20 protein-coding genes are annotated in these 25,671 nt (G+C 60.5%); 18 read left to right on the plus strand and 2 right to left on the minus strand.

The features are described from left to right. Positions 1–133 precede the first annotated feature (133 nt). The 15 genes from dksA (at position 134) to EPZ47_RS25285 (ending at position 20,209) form a co-directional block, all read left to right on the plus strand. A complete protein-coding gene (dksA, locus tag EPZ47_RS25210; RefSeq protein WP_135847198.1) occupies positions 134–577 on the plus strand; it encodes an RNA polymerase-binding protein DksA in 444 nt (147 codons plus the stop codon). A 232-nt stretch (positions 578–809) separates the two neighbouring features. Then, a complete protein-coding gene (gene gluQRS, locus EPZ47_RS25215) occupies positions 810–1,700 on the plus strand; it encodes a tRNA glutamyl-Q(34) synthetase GluQRS (RefSeq protein ID WP_135847199.1) in 891 nt (296 codons plus the stop codon). A gap of 77 nt (positions 1,701–1,777) precedes the next feature. Further along, positions 1,778–1,954, plus strand: coding sequence for a hypothetical protein (locus EPZ47_RS25220; RefSeq protein ID WP_003176118.1), 177 nt, complete (start codon positions 1,778–1,780; stop codon positions 1,952–1,954). Continuing rightward, the gene (locus EPZ47_RS25225; RefSeq protein WP_178084278.1) at positions 1,938–4,892 is read left to right on the plus strand and encodes a sensor histidine kinase; all 2,955 of its coding nucleotides are present in this window, start codon (positions 1,938–1,940) and stop codon (positions 4,890–4,892) included. The genes EPZ47_RS25220 and EPZ47_RS25225 overlap by 17 nt, the downstream gene beginning before the upstream one ends. Positions 4,893–4,914: 22 nt before the next feature. Then, the gene (locus EPZ47_RS25230) at positions 4,915–6,348 is read left to right on the plus strand and encodes a sigma-54-dependent transcriptional regulator (protein WP_135847201.1); all 1,434 of its coding nucleotides are present in this window, start codon (positions 4,915–4,917) and stop codon (positions 6,346–6,348) included. Positions 6,349–7,089: 741 nt separating this feature from the next. Then, the gene (locus tag EPZ47_RS25235; RefSeq protein ID WP_135847202.1) at positions 7,090–8,484 is read left to right on the plus strand and encodes a polynucleotide adenylyltransferase PcnB; all 1,395 of its coding nucleotides are present in this window, start codon (positions 7,090–7,092) and stop codon (positions 8,482–8,484) included. A 3-nt stretch (positions 8,485–8,487) separates the two neighbouring features. Continuing rightward, positions 8,488–8,973 carry a 2-amino-4-hydroxy-6-hydroxymethyldihydropteridine diphosphokinase gene (folK, locus tag EPZ47_RS25240; protein ID WP_135847203.1) on the plus strand — a complete coding sequence of 162 codons (486 nt, stop codon included), beginning with the start codon at positions 8,488–8,490 and terminating at the stop codon, positions 8,971–8,973. A gap of 301 nt (positions 8,974–9,274) precedes the next feature. Continuing rightward, the gene (panB, locus tag EPZ47_RS25245) at positions 9,275–10,075 is read left to right on the plus strand and encodes a 3-methyl-2-oxobutanoate hydroxymethyltransferase (RefSeq protein WP_135847204.1); all 801 of its coding nucleotides are present in this window, start codon (positions 9,275–9,277) and stop codon (positions 10,073–10,075) included. Beyond that, positions 10,072–10,932, plus strand: a complete 861-nt coding sequence (gene panC / locus EPZ47_RS25250; protein ID WP_135847205.1) for a pantoate--beta-alanine ligase — start codon at positions 10,072–10,074, stop codon at positions 10,930–10,932. The genes panB and panC overlap by 4 nt, the downstream gene beginning before the upstream one ends. 184 nt (positions 10,933–11,116) lie before the next feature. Further along, entirely contained in the window at positions 11,117–11,497 is a 381-nt protein-coding gene (gene panD / locus EPZ47_RS25255) for an aspartate 1-decarboxylase (RefSeq protein WP_007963888.1), read from the plus strand. 341 nt (positions 11,498–11,838) lie between these two features. Next, positions 11,839–13,503: a glucose-6-phosphate isomerase gene (gene pgi, locus EPZ47_RS25260; protein WP_135847206.1), complete on the plus strand. Its 1,665-nt coding sequence runs from the start codon at positions 11,839–11,841 to the stop codon at positions 13,501–13,503. Positions 13,504–13,699: 196 nt separating this feature from the next. Continuing rightward, on the plus strand, positions 13,700–15,637 hold the full coding sequence (gene acs / locus EPZ47_RS25270; protein ID WP_135847207.1) for an acetate--CoA ligase: 1,938 nt from the start codon (positions 13,700–13,702) through the stop codon (positions 15,635–15,637). Between the two features lie 204 nt (positions 15,638–15,841). Next, positions 15,842–16,858: a class I SAM-dependent rRNA methyltransferase gene (locus EPZ47_RS25275; protein ID WP_135847208.1), complete on the plus strand. Its 1,017-nt coding sequence runs from the start codon at positions 15,842–15,844 to the stop codon at positions 16,856–16,858. A 119-nt stretch (positions 16,859–16,977) separates the two neighbouring features. Continuing rightward, on the plus strand, positions 16,978–19,911 hold the full coding sequence (locus EPZ47_RS25280; protein ID WP_135847209.1) for a DUF748 domain-containing protein: 2,934 nt from the start codon (positions 16,978–16,980) through the stop codon (positions 19,909–19,911). 1 nt (position 19,912) lies between these two features. Continuing rightward, positions 19,913–20,209 carry a DUF2845 domain-containing protein gene (locus tag EPZ47_RS25285; protein WP_135847210.1) on the plus strand — a complete coding sequence of 99 codons (297 nt, stop codon included), beginning with the start codon at positions 19,913–19,915 and terminating at the stop codon, positions 20,207–20,209. Positions 20,210–20,520: 311 nt separating this feature from the next. Here EPZ47_RS25285 and EPZ47_RS25290 read toward each other — a convergent pair whose 3' ends face one another. Both EPZ47_RS25290 and EPZ47_RS25295 read right to left on the minus strand, forming a co-directional pair. After that, positions 20,521–20,874, minus strand: coding sequence for a BON domain-containing protein (locus tag EPZ47_RS25290; protein ID WP_135847211.1), 354 nt, complete (start codon positions 20,872–20,874; stop codon positions 20,521–20,523). Positions 20,875–21,220: 346 nt separating this feature from the next. Then, on the minus strand, positions 21,221–21,646 hold the full coding sequence (locus EPZ47_RS25295; protein ID WP_135847212.1) for a pilin: 426 nt from the start codon (positions 21,644–21,646) through the stop codon (positions 21,221–21,223). A 224-nt stretch (positions 21,647–21,870) separates the two neighbouring features. Between EPZ47_RS25295 and pilB the strand changes: the two genes are divergently transcribed. The 3 genes from pilB to EPZ47_RS25310 are packed head-to-tail and all read left to right on the plus strand — an operon-like array spanning position 21,871 to position 25,662. Next, a complete protein-coding gene (gene pilB, locus EPZ47_RS25300) occupies positions 21,871–23,571 on the plus strand; it encodes a type IV-A pilus assembly ATPase PilB (RefSeq protein ID WP_135847213.1) in 1,701 nt (566 codons plus the stop codon). 2 nt (positions 23,572–23,573) lie between these two features. Continuing rightward, positions 23,574–24,791: a type II secretion system F family protein gene (locus EPZ47_RS25305; protein ID WP_135847214.1), complete on the plus strand. Its 1,218-nt coding sequence runs from the start codon at positions 23,574–23,576 to the stop codon at positions 24,789–24,791. Between the two features lies 1 nt (position 24,792). Continuing rightward, entirely contained in the window at positions 24,793–25,662 is an 870-nt protein-coding gene (locus tag EPZ47_RS25310; protein ID WP_135847215.1) for a prepilin peptidase, read from the plus strand. The last annotated feature ends 9 nt before the right edge of the window (positions 25,663–25,671 follow it).

Below are 25,671 nucleotides of genomic sequence, written 5' to 3' on the forward strand. Positions count from 1 at the left end.
CAGGCTCGACAACCGGGAGTAGCGCGGCCCGATTTGATCTGGTAAGTTCGCCCGCTTGCAGCCGCAGGGCCGGCAGGTGTCGGTGATGGAGCAATCCTGCGTAGTGGATTACAAGAGTAGAGGCGGTCCATTCATGCCCACCCAAGCAAAGCAAAACCCAAATAACACGCTCAGCGGGTTTGAGCCTTACGTCTCGCAACCTGGCGAAGAGTACATGGGCGCCCCCATGCGCGCGCACTTCACCAAGATCCTGAATAAGTGGAAACAGGACTTGATGCAGGAAGTCGATCGCACTGTGGATCACATGAAAGACGATGCAGCGAACTTCCCCGACCCGGCCGACCGTGCCAGTCAGGAAGAAGAATTCAGCCTCGAACTGCGTGCCCGTGACCGTGAGCGTAAGCTCATCAAGAAAATCGACAAGACGCTGCAACTGATCGAAGACGAAGAATACGGTTGGTGCGAGTCCTGTGGCGTCGAAATCGGCGTCAAGCGACTGGAAGCCCGTCCGACTGCCGACATGTGTGTCGACTGCAAGACCCTGGCGGAAATCAAGGAAAAACAGGTCGGCAAGTAATTGCCTGGGCTGTAACGAAAACGGAGCGTTCACACGCTCCGTTTTTGTTTCTGGCACTTTCTATGCGCCCGGCGAATCCCTTGTGGGAGCGAGCTTGCTCGCGATAGCGCAGTGTCAGTCAACTTAATACTGGCTGATCCGACGCCTTCGCGAGCAAGCTCGCTCCCACAGGGGATGGGTTTCGTCATCAAGATATGTATTCCTACCGCTCGGACTCAGTAACATTCTCCCCATGACTGCCACCACCCCCTACATCGGCCGCTTCGCCCCCACCCCCAGCGGCCACTTGCATTTCGGCTCGCTGGTCGCTGCGTTGGCGTCATACCTGGATGCCCGGGCTGTCGGCGGGCGCTGGTTGCTGCGCATGGAGGATCTTGACCCGCCCCGGGAAGAGCCGGGCGCGCAAGCGGCGATTTTGAAGGCACTGGAAAGCTACGGGTTTGAATGGGACGGCGAGATGGTCCGCCAGAGCGAGCGCCATGACGCTTACGAGCAAGTCATCAACCGCTTGTTCAGCCAGGGCCTGGCCTATGCTTGCACCTGTTCGCGCAAGCAACTGGAGGCGTATCAGGGCATTTATCCGGGACTGTGTCGCAACGCTGGGCATGGCACCGAAAACGCCGCCATCCGCCTGCGCGTCCCTGAGCTTGAGTACCACTTCACTGACCGGGTACAAGGCGAGTTCCGCCAGCATCTGGGCCGCGAGGCCGGTGACTTTGTGATTCGCCGTCGTGACGGGCTCTACGCTTATCAACTGGCGGTGGTGCTGGACGACGCCTGGCAAGGGGTCACCGATATCGTGCGCGGCGCCGACCTGCTGGACTCCACGCCGCGCCAGTTGTACCTGCAAGAACTGCTCGGGCTGCCACAACCGCGTTACCTGCACGTGCCGCTGATCACCCAGCCGGACGGGCACAAGCTTGGTAAGTCCTATCGCTCGCCACCGCTGGCGGCCGATCAGGCCACGCCGCTGCTGTTGCGGGCGTTGCGCGCGCTGGGCCAGCAACCGGGCTCAGAGCTGGCCGACGCCAGCCCACGGGAGCTGCTGGATTGGGGCATTCGCCACTGGGATGCGGCCAAGATCCCGCGCACACTGAGCCTGCCCGAAGCGCAAATACGTTGACGGCCCTTGCAGCTTGGCGCCCATCCGTTACCATCGCCGCACGTTTTCGGGCACGCGCATAAATAAGAGAGGCCGGGATGTATATCTATCGCTTGGTCCTGCTCCTGGTAGTGGGGATTTACCTGTTCTCCCCGGCGATCATGGATTGGTGGATCGATGCCACGGGTGCCTGGTATCGGCCGTATCTGCTCTGGCTGATTCTGATTGTCGTGACCTTCATCCTGCAGAGCCAAAAAGATGCCGATGAGCTTTAGCCTGACCCAGATGATCCTGATCAGCGCCGCCTACTTGGCAGTGCTGTTTGGTGTAGCCTGGATCAGCGAACGGGGCATGATCCCCCGGGCGATCATCCGCCACCCGCTGACCTACACCCTGTCGCTGGGCGTCTACGCCAGCGCGTGGGCGTTCTATGGCACGGTCGGGCTGGCGTATCAGTACGGCTATGGGTTCCTGTCCAGTTACCTCGGCGTGTCGGGCGCGTTCCTGCTGGCGCCGGTATTGCTCTACCCGATCCTGAAAATCACCCGCACCTACCAACTGTCGTCCCTGGCCGACCTGTTCGCTTTTCGCTTTCGCAGCACCTGGGCCGGTGCCCTGACCACGATCTTCATGCTAGTGGGCGTATTGCCGCTGTTGGCTTTGCAGATCCAGGCCGTGGCCGACTCCATCAGCATCCTCACCCGCGAACCGGTGCAGCACCGGGTCGCGCTGAGTTTCTGCGCCTTGATCATCCTGTTCACGATTTTCTTTGGCTCCCGGCACATCGCAACCCGGGAAAAACACGAAGGCCTGGTGTTCGCCATCGCCTTCGAATCGGTGATCAAGCTGATCGCCATCGGCGGCGTCGGCCTCTATGCCCTGTACGGCGTGTTTGATGGTCCGCAACAGCTTGAGCTTTGGCTGCTACAGAACCAGACCGCCCTCGCCGCCCTGCATACGCCCCTGCAGGAGGGACCGTGGCGCACGCTGTTGCTGGTGTTCTTCGCGTCGGCGATCGTGATGCCGCACATGTACCACATGACGTTTACCGAAAACCTCAACCCGCGCTCGCTGGTCAGCGCGAGCTGGGGCCTGCCGCTGTTCCTGCTGCTGATGAGCCTGGCGGTGCCGCTGATCCTGTGGGCCGGGTTGAAGCTGGGGGCCAGTACCAATCCAGAGTATTTCACCCTCGGCATCGGCATCGCCGCCAACAGCAAGGCCCTGGCCTTGCTGGCGTATATCGGCGGCCTGTCGGCGGCCAGTGGCCTGATCATCGTCACCACGCTGGCGCTGTCGGGGATGGCCCTCAACCACCTGGTGCTGCCGCTGTATCAGCCGCCAGCTGAAGGCAATATCTACCGCTGGTTGAAATGGACCCGGCGGGCGCTGATCGTCGCGATCATCATGGCCGGCTACGGTTTCTACCTGATGCTGGGCGACGGCCAGGACCTGGCCAACCTGGGCATCGTCGCATTCGTTGCCACCTTGCAGTTCCTGCCTGGCGTGTTGTCGGTGCTGTATTGGCCGACCGCCAACCGTCGCGGCTTTATCGCCGGCCTGCTGGCGGGGATCCTGGTGTGGCTGGTGGCCATGCTCCTGCCGCTGCTGGGCAACTTGCAGGGTTTCTATATTCCGCTGCTGAACATGATCTATGTGCTCGACGACACCAGTTGGCACATGGCAGCCATCGCCTCCCTGGCGGCGAACGTGCTGATGTTCACCCTGATCTCACTGTTCACCAACGCCAGCAGCGAAGAGGCCAGCGCCGCCGAAGCCTGTGCGGTGGACAACGTTCGTCGCCCGCAGCGCCGCGAGCTGCACGCCGCCTCGCCCCAGGAGTTCGCCACGCAACTGGCCAAGCCCCTGGGCGCCAAAGCTGCGCAAAAGGAAGTCGAACAGGCCCTGCGCGACCTTTATCTGCCCTTCGATGAGCGCCGCCCCTACGCCCTGCGTCGCCTGCGGGACCGGATCGAAGCCAACCTGTCCGGCCTGATGGGCCCCAGCGTGGCCCAGGATATGGTCGAGACGTTCCTGCCTTACAAGGCTGGCGGCGAGAACTACGTCACCGAAGACATCCACTTCATCGAAAGTCGCCTCGAGGATTACCACTCGCGCCTCACCGGCCTGGCCGCCGAACTGGACGCCTTGCGTCGCTATCACCGCCAGACCTTGCAGGAACTGCCGATGGGCGTGTGTTCCCTGGCCAAGGACCAGGAAATCCTGATGTGGAACAAAGCCATGGAAGAGCTGACCGGGATCGCTGCCCAGCGCGTGGTCGGTTCGCGCCTGAGCACCTTGGGCGAACCGTGGAAAGGTTTGCTGCAAGGCTTCATCGACCTGCCGGACGAGCACCTGCACAAACAACACCTGGCCCTCGACGGTCAGACCCGCTGGCTCAACCTGCACAAGGCGGCGATCGACGAGCCGCTGGCACCGGGCAACAGCGGCCTGGTATTGCTGGTGGAAGACCTGACCGATACCCAGATGCTCGAAGACAAGCTGGTCCACTCCGAACGACTGGCGAGCATTGGCCGGTTGGCCGCCGGGGTCGCCCACGAGATCGGCAACCCGATCACTGGCATCGCCTGCCTGGCGCAGAACCTGCGCGAAGAGCGCGAGGACGACGGCGAACTGACGGAAATCAGTGGCCAGATCCTCGAACAGACCAAGCGCGTGTCGCGTATTGTTCAGTCGCTGATGAGCTTCGCCCATGCCGGCGGTCACCAACATAACGATGAGCCCGTCTGCCTGGCCGAAGTGGCCCAGGATGCCATTGGTCTGCTGGCGCTCAACCGGCGCAATTTCGAAGTGCAATTTTTCAACCTGTGCGACCCGGATCATTGGGTCGACGGCGACCCCCAGCGGCTCGCCCAGGTGCTGATCAACCTACTCTCCAACGCGCGGGACGCCTCACCGGCCGGCAGCGCGGTGCGGGTCAAGAGCGAAGCCAGCGAACACACGATCGACCTGATCGTCGAAGACGAAGGCAGCGGTATCCCACAGAACATCATGGACCGATTGTTCGAACCCTTCTTCACCACCAAGGATCCTGGCGAAGGCACCGGTCTGGGCCTCGCACTGGTCTATTCCATCGTTGAAGAGCATTATGGACAAATCACCATCGACAGCCCGGCCGATGTACAAAGCCAACGCGGCACCCGTATCCGGGTCACCTTGCCGCGTCATGTCGAAGCGACGTCCGCTGTGAACTGAGACCGTCGAGAGAATCGAATCAATGCCGCACATTCTGATCGTCGAAGACGAAACAATTATCCGCTCCGCCTTGCGCCGCCTGCTGGAACGCAACCAGTACCAGGTCAGCGAAGCCGGTTCAGTGCAGGAAGCACAAGAGCGTTTCAGCATCCCGACATTTGACCTGATCGTCAGCGACCTGCGCCTGCCCGGCGCTCCCGGCACCGAGCTGATCAAGCTCGGCCAGGGTACGCCGGTGCTGATCATGACCAGTTACGCCAGCCTGCGCTCGGCGGTCGACTCCATGAAAATGGGGGCCGTGGACTACATCGCCAAACCGTTCGACCACGACGAGATGCTCCAGGCCGTGGCCCGCATCCTGCGCGACCGACAAACGGCAAGCGGTAACCCATCGGAACCCGCCGGCAAGGCCCCTGCCTCCGCGAAGGTCGGCGCCAGCAACCATAACGGCGAAATCGGCATTATCGGTTCCTGCCCACCCATGCAGGACCTGTACAGCAAGATCCGCAAAGTGGCACCAACCGACTCCAATGTCCTGGTCCAGGGTGAGTCCGGTACCGGTAAGGAGCTGGTGGCCCGCGCGCTGCATAACCTCTCTCGTCGGGCCAAGGCGCCGATGATCTCGGTGAACTGCGCGGCGATCCCGGAAAGCCTGATCGAGTCCGAGCTGTTCGGTCACGAGAAAGGCGCGTTCACCGGCGCCAGCGCCGGACGTGCCGGGCTGGTGGAAGCGGCGGACGGTGGCACGCTGTTCCTCGATGAAATCGGTGAGTTGCCGTTGGAAGCCCAGGCGCGATTGCTGCGCGTGCTTCAGGAAGGCGAGATCCGCCGGGTCGGGTCGGTGCAGTCGCAGAAAGTCGACGTCCGCCTGATCGCTGCGACCCACCGTGACCTCAAGAGCCTGGCGAAGATCGGCCAGTTCCGCGAAGACTTGTATTACCGCTTGCACGTCATCGCCTTGAAACTGCCGGCCCTGCGCGAGCGTGGCGCGGACGTCAACGAAATCGCCCAAGCGTTCCTCGCCCGCCAGAGCGCGCGGGTCAACCGCACCGATCTCAAGTTCGCCCCGGACGCCGAGCAGGCCATTCGTCATTACGCCTGGCCGGGTAACGTTCGAGAGCTGGAGAACGCGGTCGAGCGGGCGGTGATCCTGTGCGAGAGCCCGGAAATCTCCGCCGATCTGCTGGGTATCGACATCGAACTGAGTGACCTGGACGACGAAGAGTTCATCGGCCTGGCCCCACAACAGGGCGGTGCGGCCAACAACACCAGCCACGAACCCACCGAAGATCTGTCCCTGGAGGACTACTTCCAGCATTTCGTCCTGGAGCACCAGGACCACATGACCGAGACCGAACTGGCCCGCAAGCTGGGCGTAAGTCGCAAGTGCCTGTGGGAACGCCGCCAGCGCCTGGGTATCCCGCGACGCAAGACCGGGGTGGCCAGCGAAAGCTGATTTGTGGGAGCAAGCTCGCTCCCACAGGAGGACAGGCTCGAAGAGCCATGAATGTGAAAAAACTGTTACCTCAGCTTTTTCACGTAACAGAAGCCGGGGTTTACGGTAACGAAACCCCGGCTTTTTTTCGTCCCGAAAAAACCGACATATCCTTAGAACCCCCGGTTTTTCTAGCCTTCGCAAAAGTTGGCACGCACCCTGCTATAGCTTTGGTACAAGAACAATAACAAGCAATGCAAAAGACAATAAAAATAAGACGAATCGACTCACGCACAATAAAAACAAGACGGCGAGAGGCGCAGCTAACTGATTCTTTTGGAGAGGCGTTGTATTTGGGGCTAGCCCCACAACCAGGCCGAGAACAATAAAAACTGTCTCAAGACAGGTGCCTGAACTGGTTGGATCGATTGATCACTGCAACACAGCGACCAAAGCAATCCGTTTGCTCTTGACTCCCGATTGGGAGGGTCACGAAGGGAAAACCTCGTGGCGCGGGCACTCAACAAAAACAAGAAGCCCGAAACCAATAATAAAAATAGAGCACGTAACTAATTCTGGGGGAGCTTCGGCTCCCCTTGTGGTTTCTGTCTTTCCCACCCGAAAGCCTACAAGGCTTGTGGCGCAAGCCTGCAGCTCAAAACTGCTCCGTCCTACACCATCCCTCGACTAAATGCTAGAATCCCCGCCCATCTGCGGTCATTCTTCGTTTTTGGCCGAATATTCCTTCAAACAGTGCATCCCATGCTGAAGAAGCTGTTCCAGTCATTCCGTTCTCCCTTGCGTCGTACGCAACACATTCGCAGCACGCCTGAAGTGCTCAACAGCGGCCAGCATTCGCTGCAAAAGGCCCAGTTCAGCCGTTATGCGGTGAACATCGTCGAACGCCTGCAGAACGCCGGTTACCAGGCCTACCTGGTCGGTGGCTGTGTGCGCGACATGCTGCTCAACATCACACCCAAGGATTTCGACGTTGCCACCAGCGCCACGCCGGAACAGATACGGGCCGAATTTCGCAATGCACGGATCATTGGCCGGCGCTTCAAGCTGGTCCACATCCACTTCGGTCGCGAAATCATCGAAGTGGCGACGTTCCGCGCCAACCACCCGCAAAGCGAAGAAGAAGACAGCAACCAGTCTTCTCGCAACGAGAGCGGGCGTATCCTGCGTGATAACGTCTACGGCACGTTGGAAGAAGACGCGCAACGCCGCGACTTCACCATCAATGCCCTGTATTACGATCCGGTCAGCGAACGCATCCTCGATTACGCCAACGGTGTACATGACATCCGCAATCGCCTGATCCGCCTGATCGGCGATCCGAAGCAGCGTTACCAGGAAGACCCGGTGCGGATGCTGCGGGCCGTTCGTTTCGCCGCCAAGCTGAATTTCGGTATCGAAAAACACAGCGCCACGCCGATTCGCGAACTGGCGCCAATGCTGCGGGAAATCCCTTCGGCCCGCCTGTTCGAAGAGGTGCTCAAGCTGTTCCTGTCGGGCCACGCGGCAGATACCTTCGAGATGCTGGTGGACCTGCAACTGTTCGACCCGCTGTTCCCGGCCAGCGCCGAGGCGTTGGAGCACAATCCAACCTACACCCACACCCTGATCAGTGAAGCGCTGATCAACACCGACTTGCGCATCAAGCAGAACAAGCCGGTGACCCCGGCGTTCCTGTTCGCCGCATTGCTCTGGCCGGCCCTGCCGGCCCGGGTGCTGCGCCTGCAAGACCGAGGCATGCCGCCGATCCCGGCGATGCAGGAAGCCGCCCACGAGCTGATCGCCGAACAGTGCCAGCGCATCGCAATTCCAAAACGTTTCACGATGCCGATCCGCGAGATCTGGGACATGCAGGAACGCCTGCCACGGCGCAGCGGCAAACGTGCCGACCTGCTGCTGGACAACCCGCGTTTCCGCGCCGGCTACGACTTTCTACTGTTGCGCGAAAGCGCCGGCGAACAGACCGATGGCCTGGGCGAATGGTGGACCGACTATCAGGACGCCAATGACAGCGAACGCCGCGACATGATTCGCGAGCTCAGCAGCAAGGAGGACGGCACCACCGGCCCACGCAAGCGGCGGCGCAGCAGCGGTGCCAAGCGCAAACGCGCCGGGGCACCGAGCGCATCGGGCGAGTAATCGATGGAGCGCATCTACATCGGCATGGGCAGCAACCTGGCCGAACCCGCTGAACAATTGCGCTGCGCCGTCCAGGCGCTGGCGCAACTGCCCGACACCCGGTTGGCGGGCGTTTCAGCGTTCTATCAAAGCGATTCCCTGCTGCCCGGCCAGCCGCGCTATACCAATGCGGTGGCAGCGCTGGACTGCCGACTGGCGCCGCTGGTCCTGCTCGATGCGCTGCAAGCCATCGAAACCGGGCAAGGTCGCGAACGCCTGGAACGCTGGGGCCCGCGCACGTTGGATCTGGACATTCTGCTGTTCGGCGATCGCCTGATCGACGAGCCCCGCCTCAAAGTCCCCCACTACCACATGCAGGCCCGGGCCTTTGTACTCTATCCGCTGGCCGAGCTGGCCCCCGCCGACCTGCGTCTGGCCGATGGGCGCCTGCTCAAGGATTTGCTTGCGGCGTGCCCGTTTGTAGGCCTGGAACGCTTGCCTGCGAACTGATGCAAATCCCCCCTGTGGGAGCGAGCAAGCTCGCTCCCACAGGTTCCAGCACCGGGCAGTCATTCTGGGACGCTCATCTACGCTGAAACGCATCAGTAACCCCGGTAACACCCAGCGGTAACACATCCAATTGACTTCCCGAGAGCTCCTCACGACTATAGGCGTCCCGTTGCCGCCAACGCGGCGTTGAAGGGCGCAATCCAGGCCTTACAAGCACCACACATAGAGGGTGCGCCTGTGTAAATGACGAATCATGCGCGTTACTCGCAGTAGTTCACGAGCGCCTAATGAGGACTTTTTCATGCCAGCTATTACCCTGACCACACTGCAAGGTCTCAAGCAAAAAGGTGAGAAAATCGCCATGCTGACCTGCTATGACGCGACCTTCGCCCACGCCTGCAACGAGGCCGGTGTCGAAGTGCTGCTGGTGGGCGATTCCCTCGGCATGGTGCTGCAAGGTCACGACAGCACGCTGCCGGTGACCACCGCCGAGATGGCCTACCATGTGGCCGCCGTCAAACGCGGTAACACCGATGCGCTGATCCTCGCCGACCTGCCATTCATGTCCTACGCCACCCTCGAACAAACCATGACCAACAGCGCCATGCTGATGCAGGCCGGCGCCCACATGGTCAAAGTCGAAGGCGCACTGTGGCTGGCCGATTCGATTCGGCTGCTGGCCGAGCGCGGCATCCCGGTGTGCGCGCACATGGGCTTGACCCCACAGTCGGTAAACATTCTCGGTGGCTACAAAGTCCAGGGGCGCAATGAGAACCAGGCACGGCAGATGCGCGCCGACGCCATTGCACTGGAGCAAGCCGGTGCAGCGATGTTGCTGCTCGAATGCGTGCCCAGCGAGCTGGCGGAAGAAATCACCCAGGCAGTGAAGATCCCCGTGATCGGGATCGGCGCCGGCAACGCCACCGACGGCCAGGTGCTGGTGTTGCACGACATGCTCGGGCTGTCGATCACCGGCCGAGTGCCCAAGTTCGTGAAGAACTTCATGGCTGGGCAAGGCTCCATCCAGGCGGCCCTGAGCGCTTACGTTGCCGAAGTCAAAGCAGCGACCTTCCCAGGCGTTGAACACGGATTCTCTGCATGAACACCGTCAAAACCGTACGTGAACTGCGGGCTGCCGTAGCCCGCGCCCGCGGTGAAGGCAAACGCATCGCCTTCGTGCCGACCATGGGCAACCTGCACAGCGGCCACGTGGCGCTGGTGACCAAGGCGGCACAGCGCGCCGACTTCGTGGTGGCGAGCATTTTCGTCAACCCGCTGCAATTCGGCGCCGGCGAAGACCTGGACAAATACCCCCGTACCCTGGCCGCCGACCAGGAGAAACTGCTCCAGGCCGGCTGCCATCTGCTGTTCGCCCCCAGTGTCGAAGAGATGTACCCCGACGGCATGGCCGGACAGACGCGGGTCAGCGTCCCGCAATTGTCCGAAGGCCTGTGCGGTGCCAGTCGGCCAGGGCATTTCGAGGGCGTGGCGACGGTGGTCAGCAAGCTGTTCAACATGGTCCAGCCTGACCTGGCAGTGTTCGGCCAGAAGGACTTCCAGCAACTGGCAGTGATCCGCGCGCTGGTCCATGACTTGAACATGCCGATTCAGATCATCGGCGAACCCACCGTTCGCGCCGAGGACGGCCTGGCGCTATCGTCGCGCAACGGTTTCCTCAGCCCTGAACAGCGCGCCGTCGCGCCGGTGGTCTATCGCGGCCTGAGCCAGATTGCCGAGGCCATCAGGCAGGGCCAACGGGATTTCCCGGCGTTGGTTGCCGAGCAGCTCAAGCAACTGGAAGCCGCCGGCCTGCGTCCCGATTATCTGGAAGTCCGCCATGCCCGGACCTTGCGTCCGGCCACAGCCGAGGATCGTGACCTGGTGATACTGGTGGCTGCATTCCTGGGTACAACGCGCTTGATCGACAACTTGCACCTGGACCTCGATACGCCCGCCTGACCCCTCACCTCCCCCTGTGGGAGCGAGCTTGCTCGCGAAGACGCCGGCACATTCAACATTGATGTGACAGACACACCGTCTTCGCGAGCAAGCCCGCTTCCACAAGGGGACTGCAGTGTTATTGCCGCTTCGGTAGCCTTCGGGCAAACTGCCCGCCGTTCGGACCCGACCAGAGGAAACACTCATGCACGCCATCATGCTCAAGGCCAAGCTGCACCGCGCCGAAGTCACCCACGCGGTGCTCGATTACGAAGGCTCCTGCGCCATTGACGGTGAATGGCTGGACCTGTCGGGGATCCGTGAATACGAACAGATCCAGATCTACAACGTCGACAACGGCGAACGCTTCACCACCTACGCCATCCGTGGCGAGGAAGGCTCGCGGATGATCTCGGTCAACGGCGCCGCCGCCCATAAAGCCAAGGTCGGTGACCGCGTCATCATCTGCGCCTACGCCCATTACAGCGAAGCCGAGCTGGTCAACTTCAAACCCCGCATGCTGTACATGGCACCGGGCAACGAACTGAGCCACACCAGCAATGCCATCCCGGTTCAGGTTGCCTGACCAAACCCGCGAACTCCCTGTGGGAGCGTGCTTGCTCGCCAAGGCGATGTGTCTGTCACATCAATGTTGAATGTGCCGCCGCTTTCGCGAGCAAGCCCACTCCCACAGTTGATCAGCAATATCCCCAGCACCTCCGTCTGTCGGACCATTCCTGGCCTGTTTGTATAAAAAAGTACCAGGAACCGGTCTGACAAAGTCAAGACAGATCGCAACGCGAGGTTTACTGTAGTCGCCCTGCGCCCAGAGATCGTGTCGACGCAGTTGTCCGGACGCCTACCTAGGGCCGCGCCGGAATTTTTAGTGTACAAAAGGTCGTTCAAGTAAAAAGGAAACCCGCAGCGATGGCGTATTACCGAACCCCTCATGACGTGACCGCTCTGCCTGCCTGGCAAGCGCTGAATGACCACCGCAAAGCCATGCAGGATTTCAGCATGCGCGAAGCGTTCAATGCCGATCCGCAGCGTTTCACCCAATTCACCCTGTCGAGCTGCGGCCTGTTTCTCGACTATTCAAAAAACCTGATCAACGCCCAAACCCGCGACCTGCTGGTGGGCCTGGCCAATGAAGTCGAGCTCAAGGGCGCGATCAAGTCGCTGTTCGAAGGCGAAATCGTCAACGCCTCCGAAAACCGCCCAGCCCTGCACACCGCCCTGCGTCGGCCGGTGGGCGACAAGTTGCTGGTGAACGGCGTCAACGTGATGCCGGACGTGCACAAAGTGCTGAACCAGATCACTGACCTGGTGGGCCGCATTCACGACGGCCTGTGGCGTGGCTACACCGAAAAGCCGATCACCGACGTGGTGAACATCGGCATCGGTGGCTCCTTCCTCGGCCCGGAGCTGGTGTCCGAAGCGCTGTTGTCCTACGCGCATAAAGGCGTGCGCTGCCATTATCTGGCGAATATCGACGGCAGCGAGTTCCACGAGCTGACGATGAAGCTGCGCGCCGAGACCACGCTGTTTATCGTCTCGTCGAAATCCTTCAACACCCTCGAAACCCTGAAGAACGCCCAGGCTGCCCGTGCCTGGTATCTGGCCCAGGGCGGCTCCGAAGCGGAGCTGTATCGCCATTTCATCGCGGTATCGAGCAACAACGCCGCCGCCGTGGCCTTCGGCATTCGCGAAGAAAACATCTTCCCCATGTGGGATTGGGTTGGCGGGCGTTACTCGCTGTGGTCGGCCATCGGCCTGCCGATCGCCCTGGCCATCGGCATGTCGAACTTCAAGGAATTGCTCTCCGGCGCCTATTCCATGGACCAGCATTTCCAGAGCGCGCCGTTCGAGCAGAACATGCCGGTGCTGCTGGCGCTGCTGGGCGTGTGGTACGGCAATTTCTGGGGTGCGCAAAGCCATGCGATCCTGCCGTATGACCACTACCTGCGCAACATCACCAAGCACTTGCAGCAACTGGACATGGAATCCAACGGCAAGAGCGTGCGCCAGGACGGCACGCCTGTGTCGACCGACACAGGCCCGGTGATCTGGGGCGGCGTCGGTTGCAACGGACAGCACGCTTACCATCAGCTGCTGCACCAAGGCACCCAGTTGATCCCGGCCGACTTCATCGTGCCGATCGTCAGTTTCAACCCGGTATCTGACCATCACCAGTGGCTGTACGCCAACTGCCTGTCCCAAAGCCAGGCACTGATGCTGGGCAAGACTCGCGCCGAAGCCGAGGCCGAGCTGCGGGACAAGGGCGCGAGCGAAGAAGACGTGCAGAAACTGGCGTCGCACAAAGTGATCCCCGGCAACCGTCCGAGCAACACGTTGGTGGTTGAACGCATCAGCCCACGTCGCCTTGGCGCACTGGTGGCGTTGTATGAACACAAGGTATTCGTGCAAAGCGTGGTCTGGGGCATCAACGCCTTCGACCAATGGGGCGTCGAGCTGGGCAAGGAACTGGGCAAAGGCGTCTACAACCGCCTGGTGGGCAGCGAAGAAAGCCCGGCCGACGATGCTTCGACCCAAGGCTTGATCAACTACTTCCGTGGGCGTCATCGCGGCTGATCCTTAGTTTTTGCATTATCCCTGTGGGAGCGAGCTCGCTCGCGATGGCGGTAGGTCAGTTGACACCTATGTTGACTGACACACTTCTATCGCGAGCAAGCTCGCTCCCACAGTCGCTTTTTGTACATGACTTGAACCCTCCGGCTACTCGGCGCATCTTTATGACTTGTCGCAAAAACAAGAATAAGGAACCGTCATGTTCGATATCAGCCAGTTCCCCCAAGCCGATGCCGTCCGCCGGGCTGCGCAACTGAGCCAGGACGAGTACAAGCGACTCTATAAAGAATCCATCGAACACCCCAGCGCCTTCTGGGCCGCACAGGCCACGCGCTTTCTCGACTGGATGACGCCTTGGCAAACCGTCCAGCGCTATGACCTCAAGAGCGGCGACGCGACATGGTTCGCGGGTGGCAAGCTGAACGTCAGCGCCAATTGCATCGACCGTCATCTGGACACGCGCGGCGACCAGACGGCAATCATCTGGGAAGGCGACAACCCCGCTGAATCGGCGGAAATTACTTACAAAAAACTTCACAACCATGTTTGCCGCCTGGCCAACGTGCTGAAAAGTCGTGGGGTGAAGAAAGGCGATCGGGTCTGCATCTACATGCCGATGATTCCGGAAGCCGCCTACGCCATGCTTGCCTGCACCCGCATCGGCGCAGTGCATTCGGTGGTGTTCGGTGGTTTCTCGCCGGACTCTCTGCGCGACCGGATTCTCGACGCCGATTGCCGCACCGTGATCACCGCCGACGAAGGCGTGCGCGGCGGGCGCTTCATCCCGCTCAAGCGCAACGTCGACAAGGCCCTGGAAAGCTGTCCGAACGTCAGTACGGTATTGGTGGTCGAGCGCACCCAAGGCCAGATGGACTGGGTTGAAGGGCGTGACCTGTGGTACCACCAGGCCATGCACGAAATGAGCGACGACTGCCCGCCCGAACCGATGGACGCCGAAGACCCGCTGTTCATCCTCTACACCTCCGGCAGCACCGGCAAACCCAAGGGCGTGCTGCACACCACCGGCGGTTATCTGCTGCAAGCGGCGATGACGTTCAAGTACGTGCTCGATTACCGCGACAACGAAGTGTTCTGGTGCACCGCCGACGTCGGCTGGGTCACCGGCCACAGTTACATCGTCTACGGCCCGCTGGCCAACGGCGCCACCACGCTGATCTTCGAAGGCGTCCCGAGCTATCCCAGCAGTTCGCGTTTCTGGCAGGTGATCGACAAACACCAGGTCAACATCTTCTACACCGCGCCGACGGCCCTGCGTGCGCTGATGCGCGAAGGTCCCGGACCGTTGCAGGAAACGTCGCGCAAAAGCCTGAGATTGCTCGGCAGCGTCGGTGAGCCGATCAACCCGGAAGCGTGGGAATGGTACTTCAACGTGGTCGGCGAACAGCGCTGCCCGATTGTCGATACCTGGTGGCAGACCGAGACCGGCGGCATCATGCTCAGCCCTCTGGTGAGTGCCCCGCGGCTCAAACCCGGCTGCGCTACCCAGCCGATGTTCGGCGTGCAACCGGTATTACTGGATGAAACGGGCAAGGAAATCAGCGGTGCCGGCAGCGGCGTACTGGCGATCAAATCCAGCTGGCCGGGACAAATCCGCAGCGTCTACGGCGACCATCAACGCATGGTCGATACCTACTTCAAGCCCTACCCCGGCTATTACTTCACCGGCGACGGTGCTCGTCGCGACGAAGACGGCGATTATTGGATCACCGGGCGCATCGACGATGTGATCAACGTCTCCGGGCACCGCATCGGCACTGCCGAAATAGAAAGTGCCCTGGTGTTGCACGACAACATCGCCGAAGCAGCGGTGGTCGGTTACCCCCATGACCTCAAGGGCCAGGGCATCTACGCCTTTGTCACACCGATGAACGGGGTCGAGGCCAACGACGAATTGAAGAAAGAATTGCTGGCCCACGTCAGCAAGGAAATCGGCAGTTTCGCCAAACCGGAACTGATCCAGTGGGCGCCGGCGCTGCCCAAGACCCGTTCGGGCAAAATCATGCGGCGGATCCTGCGCAAGATCGCCTGCAATGAACTCGACAGCCTCGGTGATACCTCGACCCTGGCCGATCCGAGTGTGGTGGAGGGGTTGATCGACAAGCGCCTGAATCGCTGAGCCAAACACAGACCCCGTGGCGAGGGAGCTTGCTCCCGCTGGAGTGCGTAGCGCTCCCAAAAATCATAGGGCCGCTGCGCAGCCCAGCGGGAGCAAGCGCCCTCGCCACAGGAGCGTATCTGGTTCGCAACCTTATGCGACCTCAAACCTGATCCTTCATAACTGCTAAACTCCCGCGCCTCATTTCCTTAAGGCGCGCTCGGCATGTCTTCCTTGAATCAGGCGCTGCGCGCCGCCCTCGACCAACGCCAGGACCTGCTCGGCCAGTTGCATCAGCAAGGCACCGATTGCTATCGCCTGTTCCACGGCAGCCAGGAAGGCGCCCCAGGCCTGACCATCGACCGCTACGGCCCGCAACTGCTGGTGCAGAGCTTCCATCAGTCACTGGAGCGCGACGCCTTGCTGCAGCTGCACGGCATCGTCAACGAGCGCCTGGGGCTGGAAACCCTGCTGGTCTACAACGATCGCGCCCGGGGCAATTCGCGCATCGACCGCCAGGACACGGTGTACCAGGCTGACGAAGCCGCCTTGCAAGACCTGGTCGGCCATGAATGGGGCCTGAACTATCGCGTTCGCGGGCGCCATGCCGGACAGGATCCCCTGCTGTTTCTCGATCTGCGCAACGCCCGGGGCTGGGTCAAGGAACACAGCCGAGACAAAAGCGTGCTGAACCTGTTCGCCTACACCTGTGGCGTAGGCTTGAGCGCCGCAGCCGGTGGCGCGCGCGAGGTGTGCAACCTGGACTTCGCCGAAGGCAACCTGGCGGTGGGGCGCGAGAACGGCCTGCTCAACCCCGCTTTGCCGCCCATGGAATTCGTGCAATCGGATTACTTCCCGGCGATCCGCCAACTGGCTGGCCTGCCCATCAGCCAACGCCGCGGGCAGAAACTGCCCAGTTATGTGCGCCTGGAACAACGCCAGTACGACCTGGTGCTGCTCGATCCGCCGGCCTGGGCCAAGAGTGCTTTTGGCACCGTCGACCTGTTGCGCGACTACCAGAGCCTGCTCAAACCGGCGCTGCTGAGTACCGCCGACAATGGCGTGCTGATCTGCTGTAACAACCTGGCAAAAGTGCCCATGGACGACTGGCGCGAACAAGTGCTGCGTTGCGCGGAAAAGGCCGGCCGACCGGTGCGTGAATGGAGCGTGCTGACACCCGGCGACGATTTCCCCTCCCTGGACCAGCAGCCGCCGCTCAAGACGTTGATCCTCCAGCTCTAAGCCGGCGCCTGAATTCTCATGCACAAAACAGACAAATCTCATAAATCACAGTGGCTTCGGAACCGTAAACGCATGCCATACTCCAAGGCACTCCGAATTCACACTAGATGAAGCCACACATGCCCAAAGGATTGATTCGCGCTTTCGGCGCCCTGTTGACCGCACTGGCCCTCTACAGCTTGTTGGGTTTTCTGATATTGCCGGGCATCGCCTTGCGGATCGCCAATCAGCAACTGGCCGAGTACGCGACGGTGCCGGCCCAGATCCAGCGTATCGAACTCAATCCTTTCAGCCTTGAAGTCAGCCTTTGGGGCCTGAACATCGGCGAACCGGGCAAAGAGCAGGTCGGCTTCGAACGGCTGTACGCCAACCTGCAGCTCGACAGCCTGTGGTCCGGCGCCCTGCACCTGGTCGACATCGAGCTGGACAAGCCCAAGACCGAGGTGATGTTCACCAAGGACGGTCAGTTGAACCTGCTGGGCCTGTTCAAACTGCCGGCCAGCGAACCGACCCCGGCCGATCCCGAAGCCAAGCCATTCCCCCTGCGGGTTGATCGCATCAAACTCGCCAGCGGTTATGTACATTTCCAGGACCTGCGTCCCAGTGAGCCCATCGAGTTCCTGTACGACACTCTCGATTTCGAGCTGAAAAATCTCAGCACCCTGCCCGATGACAACGCCGACATGACCCTGGTGGCCGCCGGCCCCGCAGGCGGGAAAATCGACTGGACCGGTAACTTCAGCCTCACGCCGATCGCTTCCGAAGGCACACTCAAGGTCACCGGCGGCCAGATGAAAGCCTGGTGGCCCTACGTGCGCGACGCGGTGCCGCTGGTATTGGAAAACGGCGTACTGAACCTCAGCACCGACTACAAGCTCAACCTGTCCAAGGGCACCGAGCTGCTGCTCAACAATGTCGCTGTCAGTGTCGCGCCCTTCTCCATCAAGGCGCCCGATGGCCGTCCGCTGGTGAGACTCGAACGCCTGGATGTCAGTGAAACCACGGTGGACCTGGCCAAGCAGCAAGTCATCGTCGGCAAGATCCGCAGCCAGAAGCTGGAAACCTGGGCTGCGCGCGAGGCGGACGGGCAACTGGACTGGCAGAAACTCTTCGCCAGCCAGCCGAGCAAACCGCAAGTCAAGGTCGAGCCGGCCTCCGCCCCGGCCGCCGCCGACTCGCCGAAACCAGCAGCTGAAACGGCCAGCAAACCGTGGCAGGTGTTGTTGAAGGACGTGCAGTTGCGCAATTACCAGGTGCACCTGGCCGACCGCCAGGCACAACCTGCCGTGGCACTGGAAGTCGGCCCGCTGAACCTTGACCTGCAAAACTACGACACCCTCAACGGCTCGCCTTTTACCCTCAAGCTGGATACCGGGGTGGGTAAGCAGGGCAAGATCCTCGCCGATGGCGAGGTGAACCTGAACCCGATCACCGCCCGGCTCAAGGTCAAGACCCAGGACATTGACCTGCGGGTCGCCCAGTCGTATATCAACCCGTTCATTCGCCTGGAGCTGCGCTCCGGGATGCTCGGCAGCGATCTGGCAGTGGATCTCAAAAGCACCGAACCACTGGCATTCGCGGTCACCGGTCGCGCCCAGGTCGATCAACTGCATACCCTCGACACCCTCAAGACCCGCGATTTCCTCAAGTGGCAGCGCCTGGTACTCGACGGTCTCAGTTATCAACACGGTGACAGCCTGTCCATCGACAAGGTCAACCTGTTCCAGCCTTACGCGCGCTTCATGATCAACGACGATCGCACCACTAACGTCGATGACCTGCTGATTCCGCAACCGGCCGACAGCGGCGCGAAGAAAGCCGCGGCAAAACCGGCTTCTCAGGAAAAACCGCTGGGTATTCATATTGGCGGCATCGCCATCAACGACGGTTCGGCCAACTTCGCCGACTTCAGCCTGACGCCCAATTTCGCCACCGCCATCCAGCAGCTCAACGGCCAGATCGGTACCATCGACAGCCGCGAGGCCAAGCCAGCCAGCGTGGACATCAAGGGTAAGGTCGACCGCTACGCGCCTGTCACCATCAAAGGTGCGCTCAACCCCTTCGACCCGATGGCCAGCCTCGATATCGCCACCAGTTTCAAACGGGTCGAGCTGACCACGCTGACGCCGTATTCCGGCAAGTTCGCCGGCTATCGCATCCGCAAGGGCCGGCTCAGTCTCGACCTGCATTACCGGATCACCAAGGGCAAGCTCCAGGCAGAAAACAAGGTGGTGGTCGAACAACTGCAACTGGGAGAAAAAGTCGACAGCCCGGATGCCGTGAGCCTGCCCCTCAAACTGGCGGTCGCCCTGTTGAAGGATTCTGAAGGCAAGATTTCCATCGAGCTGCCGGTTTCCGGCGACCTCAACGATCCGCAATTCAGTGTCATGCCGATTGTCTGGCAAACCTTGCGCAACCTGGTGGTACGAGCAGCCCAGGCGCCGTTCAAACTCATCGGTGGGTTGGTGGCCGGCGGCGGTTCGGAAGATCTGGGCAGCGTTTCGTTCGCGGCGGGTTCGAGCGATCTGAGCAAGGAGAACGAAGGCACGCTGCTCAAACTGTCCGAGGCCCTTGGCAAACGCCCGGAGCTGCGCCTGGAGATCGAAGGCACCGCTGCCGAGAGCAGCGACGGGCCGCTGCTCGCCGCCCAGCGCCTGGAGCGCGAATACCAGTACAACTACTTCAAGATGCTGCAGCGCCGGGGCGACAAAGTACCGGCCCAGGCCTCCTTGCTGCTGGTACCCGAGGATGAAAAGCCCCCGCTGCTCGAAGGCATCTACCGCACCCGTCTCAAAACCCAGCCGCCGGCCGAATGGACGCAACTGGATAAAAAGGCGCGTATCGAGAAACTGCGCGAAGGCGTGATCAAGTTCTGGAGCGGCAGTGACGTGCTGTTGCGCCAACTGGGGCAGGAACGCGCCAGCAGCATCAAGGACTTCCTGGTGGACAAAGGGCAATTGGCCGACGACCGTGTGTACTTCATCGACGCCAGCCTCGGCCAGGCTGAGAGTGACGGACGCGTAATCACTCCCCTGCATCTGGATGCTGAATAAGATGAAGCGTCGGTGGGCGTTCAGCCTGGGTTTACTGCTCGCCGCCAGCCAGGCATCGGCAGCCAATACGCTGCGCTGCGGCAGGCAGTTGATCAGCGTCGGTGACCGCGCGAGCGAAGTACTGCAAAAGTGCGGGGAGCCTGCGGCGCGGGATGACCTGGGCTATAAACGCAGCGTCAATCGCCGGGAAGAATACCCGGTGGAGGAATGGACCTACGGCCCCAACAGTGGCATGTATCAGTACCTGCGTTTCGAGCAGAATCGGCTGGTGGAGATCACCAGCAAGCGGGGGCGCTGAGTCGTCCATGACCCTGTGTGGAATGTACCGCCGCCATCGCAAGCAAGCTCGCTCCCACAGGTGATCGAGTTCTTTCAGGAGGAATGCAATCCAATGTGGGAGCGAGCTTGCTCGCGATGGCGGCAACTCCGAGCCAGAGCCTGACCCGCAAATTTAGCCATCCCGGAATAGAACAGGCCCCCGGCACGAATGCCGGGGGCCTGTAATGGCCACGTCCGTGTGGCCTTTCGCATGAACTGCAAAGCAACGGCAAACGTATGTCTTGGCCCGCTTGCCGTGCCCTCTCCCAGTCCAGGCGAGAAGTCGTAGCCTTACTCGGACTTCAGGCCATCAGCCGATACGGCTTTCACACCTTTGATCTTTTTGGCGATCGCCACGGCGGTGTCTTTTTGCGCATCAGTGACTGCGGTAGTCGAAGACAGGGACACAACACCTTTGTTGGTTTCGACTTTGATGTCGGTACCTGGAATGCCTTTTTCGGTAACCAGGTCAGCTTTGACCTTGGTGGTGATCCAGGTATCGGAAACGTCTTCTTTGGCCTCTGTCACTTCGCCAGCAGCCAGCATCATCGGCGCCTGGGTCGCTTGAGTGGTCTCGGCGAATGCGCTAGCCATGGTCAGGGTCAGTGCGGTAGCAGCGGCGGCAGTGATAGCGAACTTCTTCATACGAGTAACTCCTGTTTTTCTCAAAAACTGCCGGAGGTGAATCCCGGCAGGGTTATCAGGAGTAGTGCGAACGCTGTGCCAGTTTTGAATCATCGACTAATTCGTTATAAATCAAACAGTTAAGCGAAGCGGTTATTTTCGCAATCATGCAAAATGCATGAAGCGTTGATTCTGGACATGCAACTTGCGGGTTTTCGCATTTCGCTAAGCCGCTGAATTGTCGGACTTTTATTCAACGACACAATAAGCATTTTCTTGAACAAGTCGTGCCGCCATGAACACGCTGGGGCACGATACAAAAAACCCCGCTGTGTTAAGGCGGGGTCGATCATTTCAAGCCTTGTTACTAACCAGCAGCGGCAGCAGCACCGGTACAGCCGGCGGGCAGATACTCTTGAGCGGCATTGGAACCGCACGTCCAGGCACCCGCAGCTGTGCGAGAAAGAGTGATCGTCTTACCGGCTACGGCAGCAGGGGCGTTGGTGAGGGTACAGACGATAGTGCCTGCACCCGCTGCGGCGGTACCTGTGATCGTAATTGTGCAGTTACTGGTAGGCGAGGTTATGTTCATGTTAGCCACAGAGGGATCGGTACCTTGATTCATGGCGTCCTCATACGGCACCTTCAACGCAGAAATCTCCGCCAACCCGGCGGTGGCCTTGGCCCGCGCCTGGTACTTGGAATACTGCGGCAACGCGAACGTCGCCAGAATGCCGATGATCGCCACGACGATCAGCAGCTCGATCAGCGTAAAACCCTTCTGCTTGTTCATAGACATCTCCATAGCATGAGGTGAAATCTCATGTCCTGATACGGCCGTTGCACGGCACATGCCAACCTCCCCGGCCCCGCAGGCAGAGGGTTTCAACCGTCACAAGCCCGACGTCCTACCCAAACAACCGCACTATCTGACGTTTTTTGTCACCCCACCCCGCTGGTTTGGCGTCGATGCTTGACTAGGCTATAAGTCATGAACTGTCAGCCGCCGGTATTCCCATGAATGACATCGCCCTCAGCGGCCTGACCAAGCAATTGGTATTGGCCGAACTGATCACCGAGCAAAATGCGCAACAGGCGTACCAACAGGCCCAGCGCAGTCGCATGCCCCTGATCAGTTATCTGGTGCAAAACAAACTGGTCCAGAGCCGCCAGGTTGCGGAAATCGCTTCGGAACATTTCGGCGTCGCCCTGCTGGACCTCAACAGCCTGGACAAAGACACCCAACCCAGCGGCCTGGTCAGCGAAAAACTGGTGCGCCAGCATCACGCCCTGCCGTTGTGGCGACGCGGCAACAAGCTGTATGTGGGCATTTCCGACCCGACCAATCACCAAGCCATCAATGACATCCAGTTCAGCACCGGCCTGACCACCGAAGCCATCCTGGTGGAGGACGACAAGCTCAGTGACGCCATCGAGAAGTTTTTCGAGTCCAGCAGCACGGGCCTGGAAGGCATGGGCGACGTCGACCTCGACGGCCTGGACATCGAGTCGATCGATGAACACAAGCAGGACTCCATCGCCGGCCAGGACACCGACGATGCGCCAGTGGTGCGCTTCGTCAACAAGATGCTGCTGGACGCGATCAAGGGCGGCTCTTCCGACCTGCACTTCGAACCCTATGAAAAAATTTACCGGGTGCGGGTGCGTACCGATGGCATGTTGCGGGAAGTGGCCCGGCCTCCGATCCAGTTGGCCACCCGTATCGCCGCACGCCTCAAGGTGATGGCCAGCCTCGATATCTCCGAACGACGAAAACCCCAGGACGGACGCCTGAAAATGCGCCTGTCGAAAAGCAAATCCATCGACTTCCGAGTCAACACCCTGCCCACCCTCTGGGGCGAAAAAGTGGTGATCCGGATACTCGACCCGTCCAGTGCGCAAATGGGTATCGATGCCCTGGGCTACGAACCGGATCAGAAAGACCTGTACATGGCCGCCCTCAAACAACCACAAGGGCTGATCCTGGTGACCGGGCCGACCGGCTCGGGCAAGACCGTGTCGCTCTACACCGGGCTGAATATCCTCAACACCGTGGACATCAACATTTCCACCGCCGAAGACCCGGTGGAGATCAACATGGAAGGCATCAACCAGGTCAATGTGAACCCGCGCCAGGGACTGGATTTTGCCCAGGCCCTGCGCTCGTTCCTGCGCCAGGACCCGGACGTGATCATGGTCGGCGAGATCCGCGACCTGGAAACCGCCGAAATCGCCATCAAGGCCGCCCAGACCGGGCACTTGGTACTCTCGACACTGCACACCAACAGCGCCGCCGAAACCCTGATCCGCCTGCAGAACATGGGCATTCCGGGCTTCAATATCGCCACGGCGGTGCACCTGATCATCGCCCAGCGGCTGGCGCGCAAGCTGTGCAACCACTGCAAGAAAGCCATCGAGATCCCCGAGGAGACCTTGCTCAAAGAAGGTTTCCCTCGGGAACGCATCGGCACATTCACGATCTATGAGCCGGTCGGTTGCGAACAGTGCAACCACGGCTACAAAGGGCGCGTGGGGGTTTACGAAGTGGTCAAGAATACGCCTGAGCTGCAACGGCTGATCATGGCCGAGGGCAACTCGCTGGAAATCGACCTGCAAATGCGCAAGGACGGTTTCAATGACCTGCGCACATCGGGGCTGCTCAAGGTGATGCAGGGCATGACCAGCCTCGAGGAAATCAACCGGGTCACCAAGGATTGAACATGGCGGTCAAAGCAGTCAAAACCGATGTCTACACGTGGGAAGGCAAAGACCGCAAAGGCACAAAAATGACCGGCGAACTGACCGGTCAGAGCCCGGCCTTGATCAAGGCTCAGTTGCGTAAACAGGGCATCAACCCGGAGAAGGTGCGCAAGAAGTCCACCTCGATATTCAGCAAGGGCAAGCGCATCAAGCCGTTGGATATCGCCCTCTTCACCCGCCAGATGGCCACGATGCTCAAGGCCGGCGTGCCTCTGTTGCAGGCGTTCGACATCATTGGCGAAGGCTTCGACAACCCCAACATGCGCAAGCTGGTGGACGAGGTGAAACAGGAAGTCGCAGCCGGCAACAGCTTCGCCGCATCGTTACGCAAGTGCCCGCAATATTTCGACGACCTGTACTGCAACCTGGTGGACGCCGGTGAACAGGCTGGCGCCCTGGACACGCTGCTGGATCGCGTTGCGACCTACAAGGAAAAGAGCGAAGCGCTCAAGGCCAAGATCAAGAAAGCCATGACCTATCCAGCGGCCGTGGTCCTCGTCGCTGCGGTGGTCACGGGGATCCTGCTGGTCAAGGTCGTGCCGCAGTTCGAATCGGTATTCTCCGGATTCGGCGCACAGCTGCCAGCCTTCACGGTGATGGTCATCGGTCTGTCGGAATTCATGCAGCAATGGTGGTGGGTGGTGCTCGGCGGGCTGGTGGGGGCGTTTTTTGGCGTGAAATACGCCCTCAGGCGCTCCGAGGCCTTTCGCGACTGGCGCGATAAATGGCTGCTCAAGCTGCCACTGATCGGCACTTTGATGTACAAATCCGCCGTGGCCCGCTACGCCCGCACGCTGTCCACCACCTTCGCGGCCGGCGTGCCGTTGGTGGAGGCACTGGATTCGGTGTCCGGCGCCACCGGCAACGTCGTGTTCAAACGCGCCGTGCAACGCATCCGCCAGGATGTCTCGACCGGCATGCAGTTGAATTTCTCCATGCGCGCTTCAGGTATCTTTCCGAACCTGGCGATCCAGATGACCGCCATCGGCGAAGAATCCGGTGCGCTGGACGACATGCTCGACAAGGTGGCGAGTTTTTATGAGGCCGAAGTGGACAATCTGGTGGACAACCTCACCAGTCTGATGGAACCCTTCATCATGGTGGTCCTGGGGGTGGTCGTCGGTGGCCTGGTGGTTGCCATGTACCTGCCCATCTTCCAACTCGGCTCAGCGATCTGATATGCCCCTGACTGACTTCTTCGTGCTGTATCCACTGGCCTTCGTGCTCACTGCGTTATTGCTCGGATTGATCGTCGGCAGTTTCCTCAATGTCCTGGTGTGGCGCCTGCCAAAGATGCTCACCCGCGAATGGCGCCTGCAAGCCCACGACCTGTTGGGACTGCCGGCCGAAGCACCCGGCCCGATCTACAACCTGATGCTGCCCCATTCCCAGTGCCCTCACTGCGACCATCGCATCCGCGCCTGGGAAAACATCCCATTGTTGAGCTACCTGATATTGCGCGGTCGCTGTTCCAACTGCACCGCCCCCATTGGCAAGCGTTACCCGCTGACCGAACTGGCCTGCGGCGCCTTGTCAGCGTTCGTCGCCTGGCACTTCGGCTTTGGCTGGCAGGCCGCGATGGTGATGGTGTTGAGCTGGGGCCTGCTGGGCATGAGCCTGATCGACGCCGAGCATCAGTTGCTGCCCGATAGTCTGGTATTACCGTTGTTGTGGCTGGGCTTGATCGTCAACAGCTTCGGCCTGTTCGTTTCCTTGAACCAGGCGATGTGGGGCGCGGTGGCCGGCTATCTGACGCTGTGGTCGGTGTTTTGGGTATTCAAATTGCTCACCGGCAAGGAAGGTATGGGCTACGGGGATTTCAAGCTGCTGGCGATGCTGGGTGCCTGGGGTGGCTGGCAGATCCTGCCGCTGACCTTGCTGCTGTCGTCGCTGGTGGGCGCGGTTATCGGGGTCATTGTGCTGCGCCTGCGTGATGCCCCTGGGTCGACGCAGATCCCCTTCGGACCTTATCTGGCAATTGCCGGCTGGATTGCCTTGCTCTGGGGTGGTCAAATAACCGACTTCTATTGGCAGTCTGTCGGTTTCTAATGTCGATGT

The organism is Pseudomonas viciae (assembly GCF_004786035.1).
GTDB lineage: Bacteria > Pseudomonadota > Gammaproteobacteria > Pseudomonadales > Pseudomonadaceae > Aquipseudomonas > Aquipseudomonas viciae.

Excerpts from the sequence above, each read along its gene's own strand:
- folK (WP_135847203.1), top strand. The coding sequence starts at position 8,488 with ATGGAGCGCATCTACATCGGCATGGGCAGCAACCTGGCCGAACCCGCT.
- dksA (WP_135847198.1), top strand. The coding sequence starts at position 134 with ATGCCCACCCAAGCAAAGCAAAACCCAAATAACACGCTCAGCGGGTTT.
- EPZ47_RS25275 (WP_135847208.1), top strand. The coding sequence starts at position 15,842 with ATGTCTTCCTTGAATCAGGCGCTGCGCGCCGCCCTCGACCAACGCCAG.
- panD (WP_007963888.1), top strand. The coding sequence starts at position 11,117 with ATGCACGCCATCATGCTCAAGGCCAAGCTGCACCGCGCCGAAGTCACC.
- pilB (WP_135847213.1), top strand. The coding sequence starts at position 21,871 with ATGAATGACATCGCCCTCAGCGGCCTGACCAAGCAATTGGTATTGGCC.
- panC (WP_135847205.1), top strand. The coding sequence starts at position 10,072 with ATGAACACCGTCAAAACCGTACGTGAACTGCGGGCTGCCGTAGCCCGC.
- EPZ47_RS25225 (WP_178084278.1), top strand. The coding sequence starts at position 1,938 with ATGCCGATGAGCTTTAGCCTGACCCAGATGATCCTGATCAGCGCCGCC.
- EPZ47_RS25310 (WP_135847215.1), top strand. The coding sequence starts at position 24,793 with ATGCCCCTGACTGACTTCTTCGTGCTGTATCCACTGGCCTTCGTGCTC.
- EPZ47_RS25295 (WP_135847212.1), bottom strand. The coding sequence starts at position 21,646 with ATGAACAAGCAGAAGGGTTTTACGCTGATCGAGCTGCTGATCGTCGTG.
- gluQRS (WP_135847199.1), top strand. The coding sequence starts at position 810 with ATGACTGCCACCACCCCCTACATCGGCCGCTTCGCCCCCACCCCCAGC.
- EPZ47_RS25220 (WP_003176118.1), top strand. The coding sequence starts at position 1,778 with ATGTATATCTATCGCTTGGTCCTGCTCCTGGTAGTGGGGATTTACCTG.
- EPZ47_RS25230 (WP_135847201.1), top strand. The coding sequence starts at position 4,915 with ATGCCGCACATTCTGATCGTCGAAGACGAAACAATTATCCGCTCCGCC.
- pgi (WP_135847206.1), top strand. The coding sequence starts at position 11,839 with ATGGCGTATTACCGAACCCCTCATGACGTGACCGCTCTGCCTGCCTGG.
- EPZ47_RS25280 (WP_135847209.1), top strand. The coding sequence starts at position 16,978 with ATGCCCAAAGGATTGATTCGCGCTTTCGGCGCCCTGTTGACCGCACTG.
- EPZ47_RS25235 (WP_135847202.1), top strand. The coding sequence starts at position 7,090 with ATGCTGAAGAAGCTGTTCCAGTCATTCCGTTCTCCCTTGCGTCGTACG.
- EPZ47_RS25285 (WP_135847210.1), top strand. The coding sequence starts at position 19,913 with ATGAAGCGTCGGTGGGCGTTCAGCCTGGGTTTACTGCTCGCCGCCAGC.
- EPZ47_RS25290 (WP_135847211.1), bottom strand. The coding sequence starts at position 20,874 with ATGAAGAAGTTCGCTATCACTGCCGCCGCTGCTACCGCACTGACCCTG.
- acs (WP_135847207.1), top strand. The coding sequence starts at position 13,700 with ATGTTCGATATCAGCCAGTTCCCCCAAGCCGATGCCGTCCGCCGGGCT.
- EPZ47_RS25305 (WP_135847214.1), top strand. The coding sequence starts at position 23,574 with ATGGCGGTCAAAGCAGTCAAAACCGATGTCTACACGTGGGAAGGCAAA.
- panB (WP_135847204.1), top strand. The coding sequence starts at position 9,275 with ATGCCAGCTATTACCCTGACCACACTGCAAGGTCTCAAGCAAAAAGGT.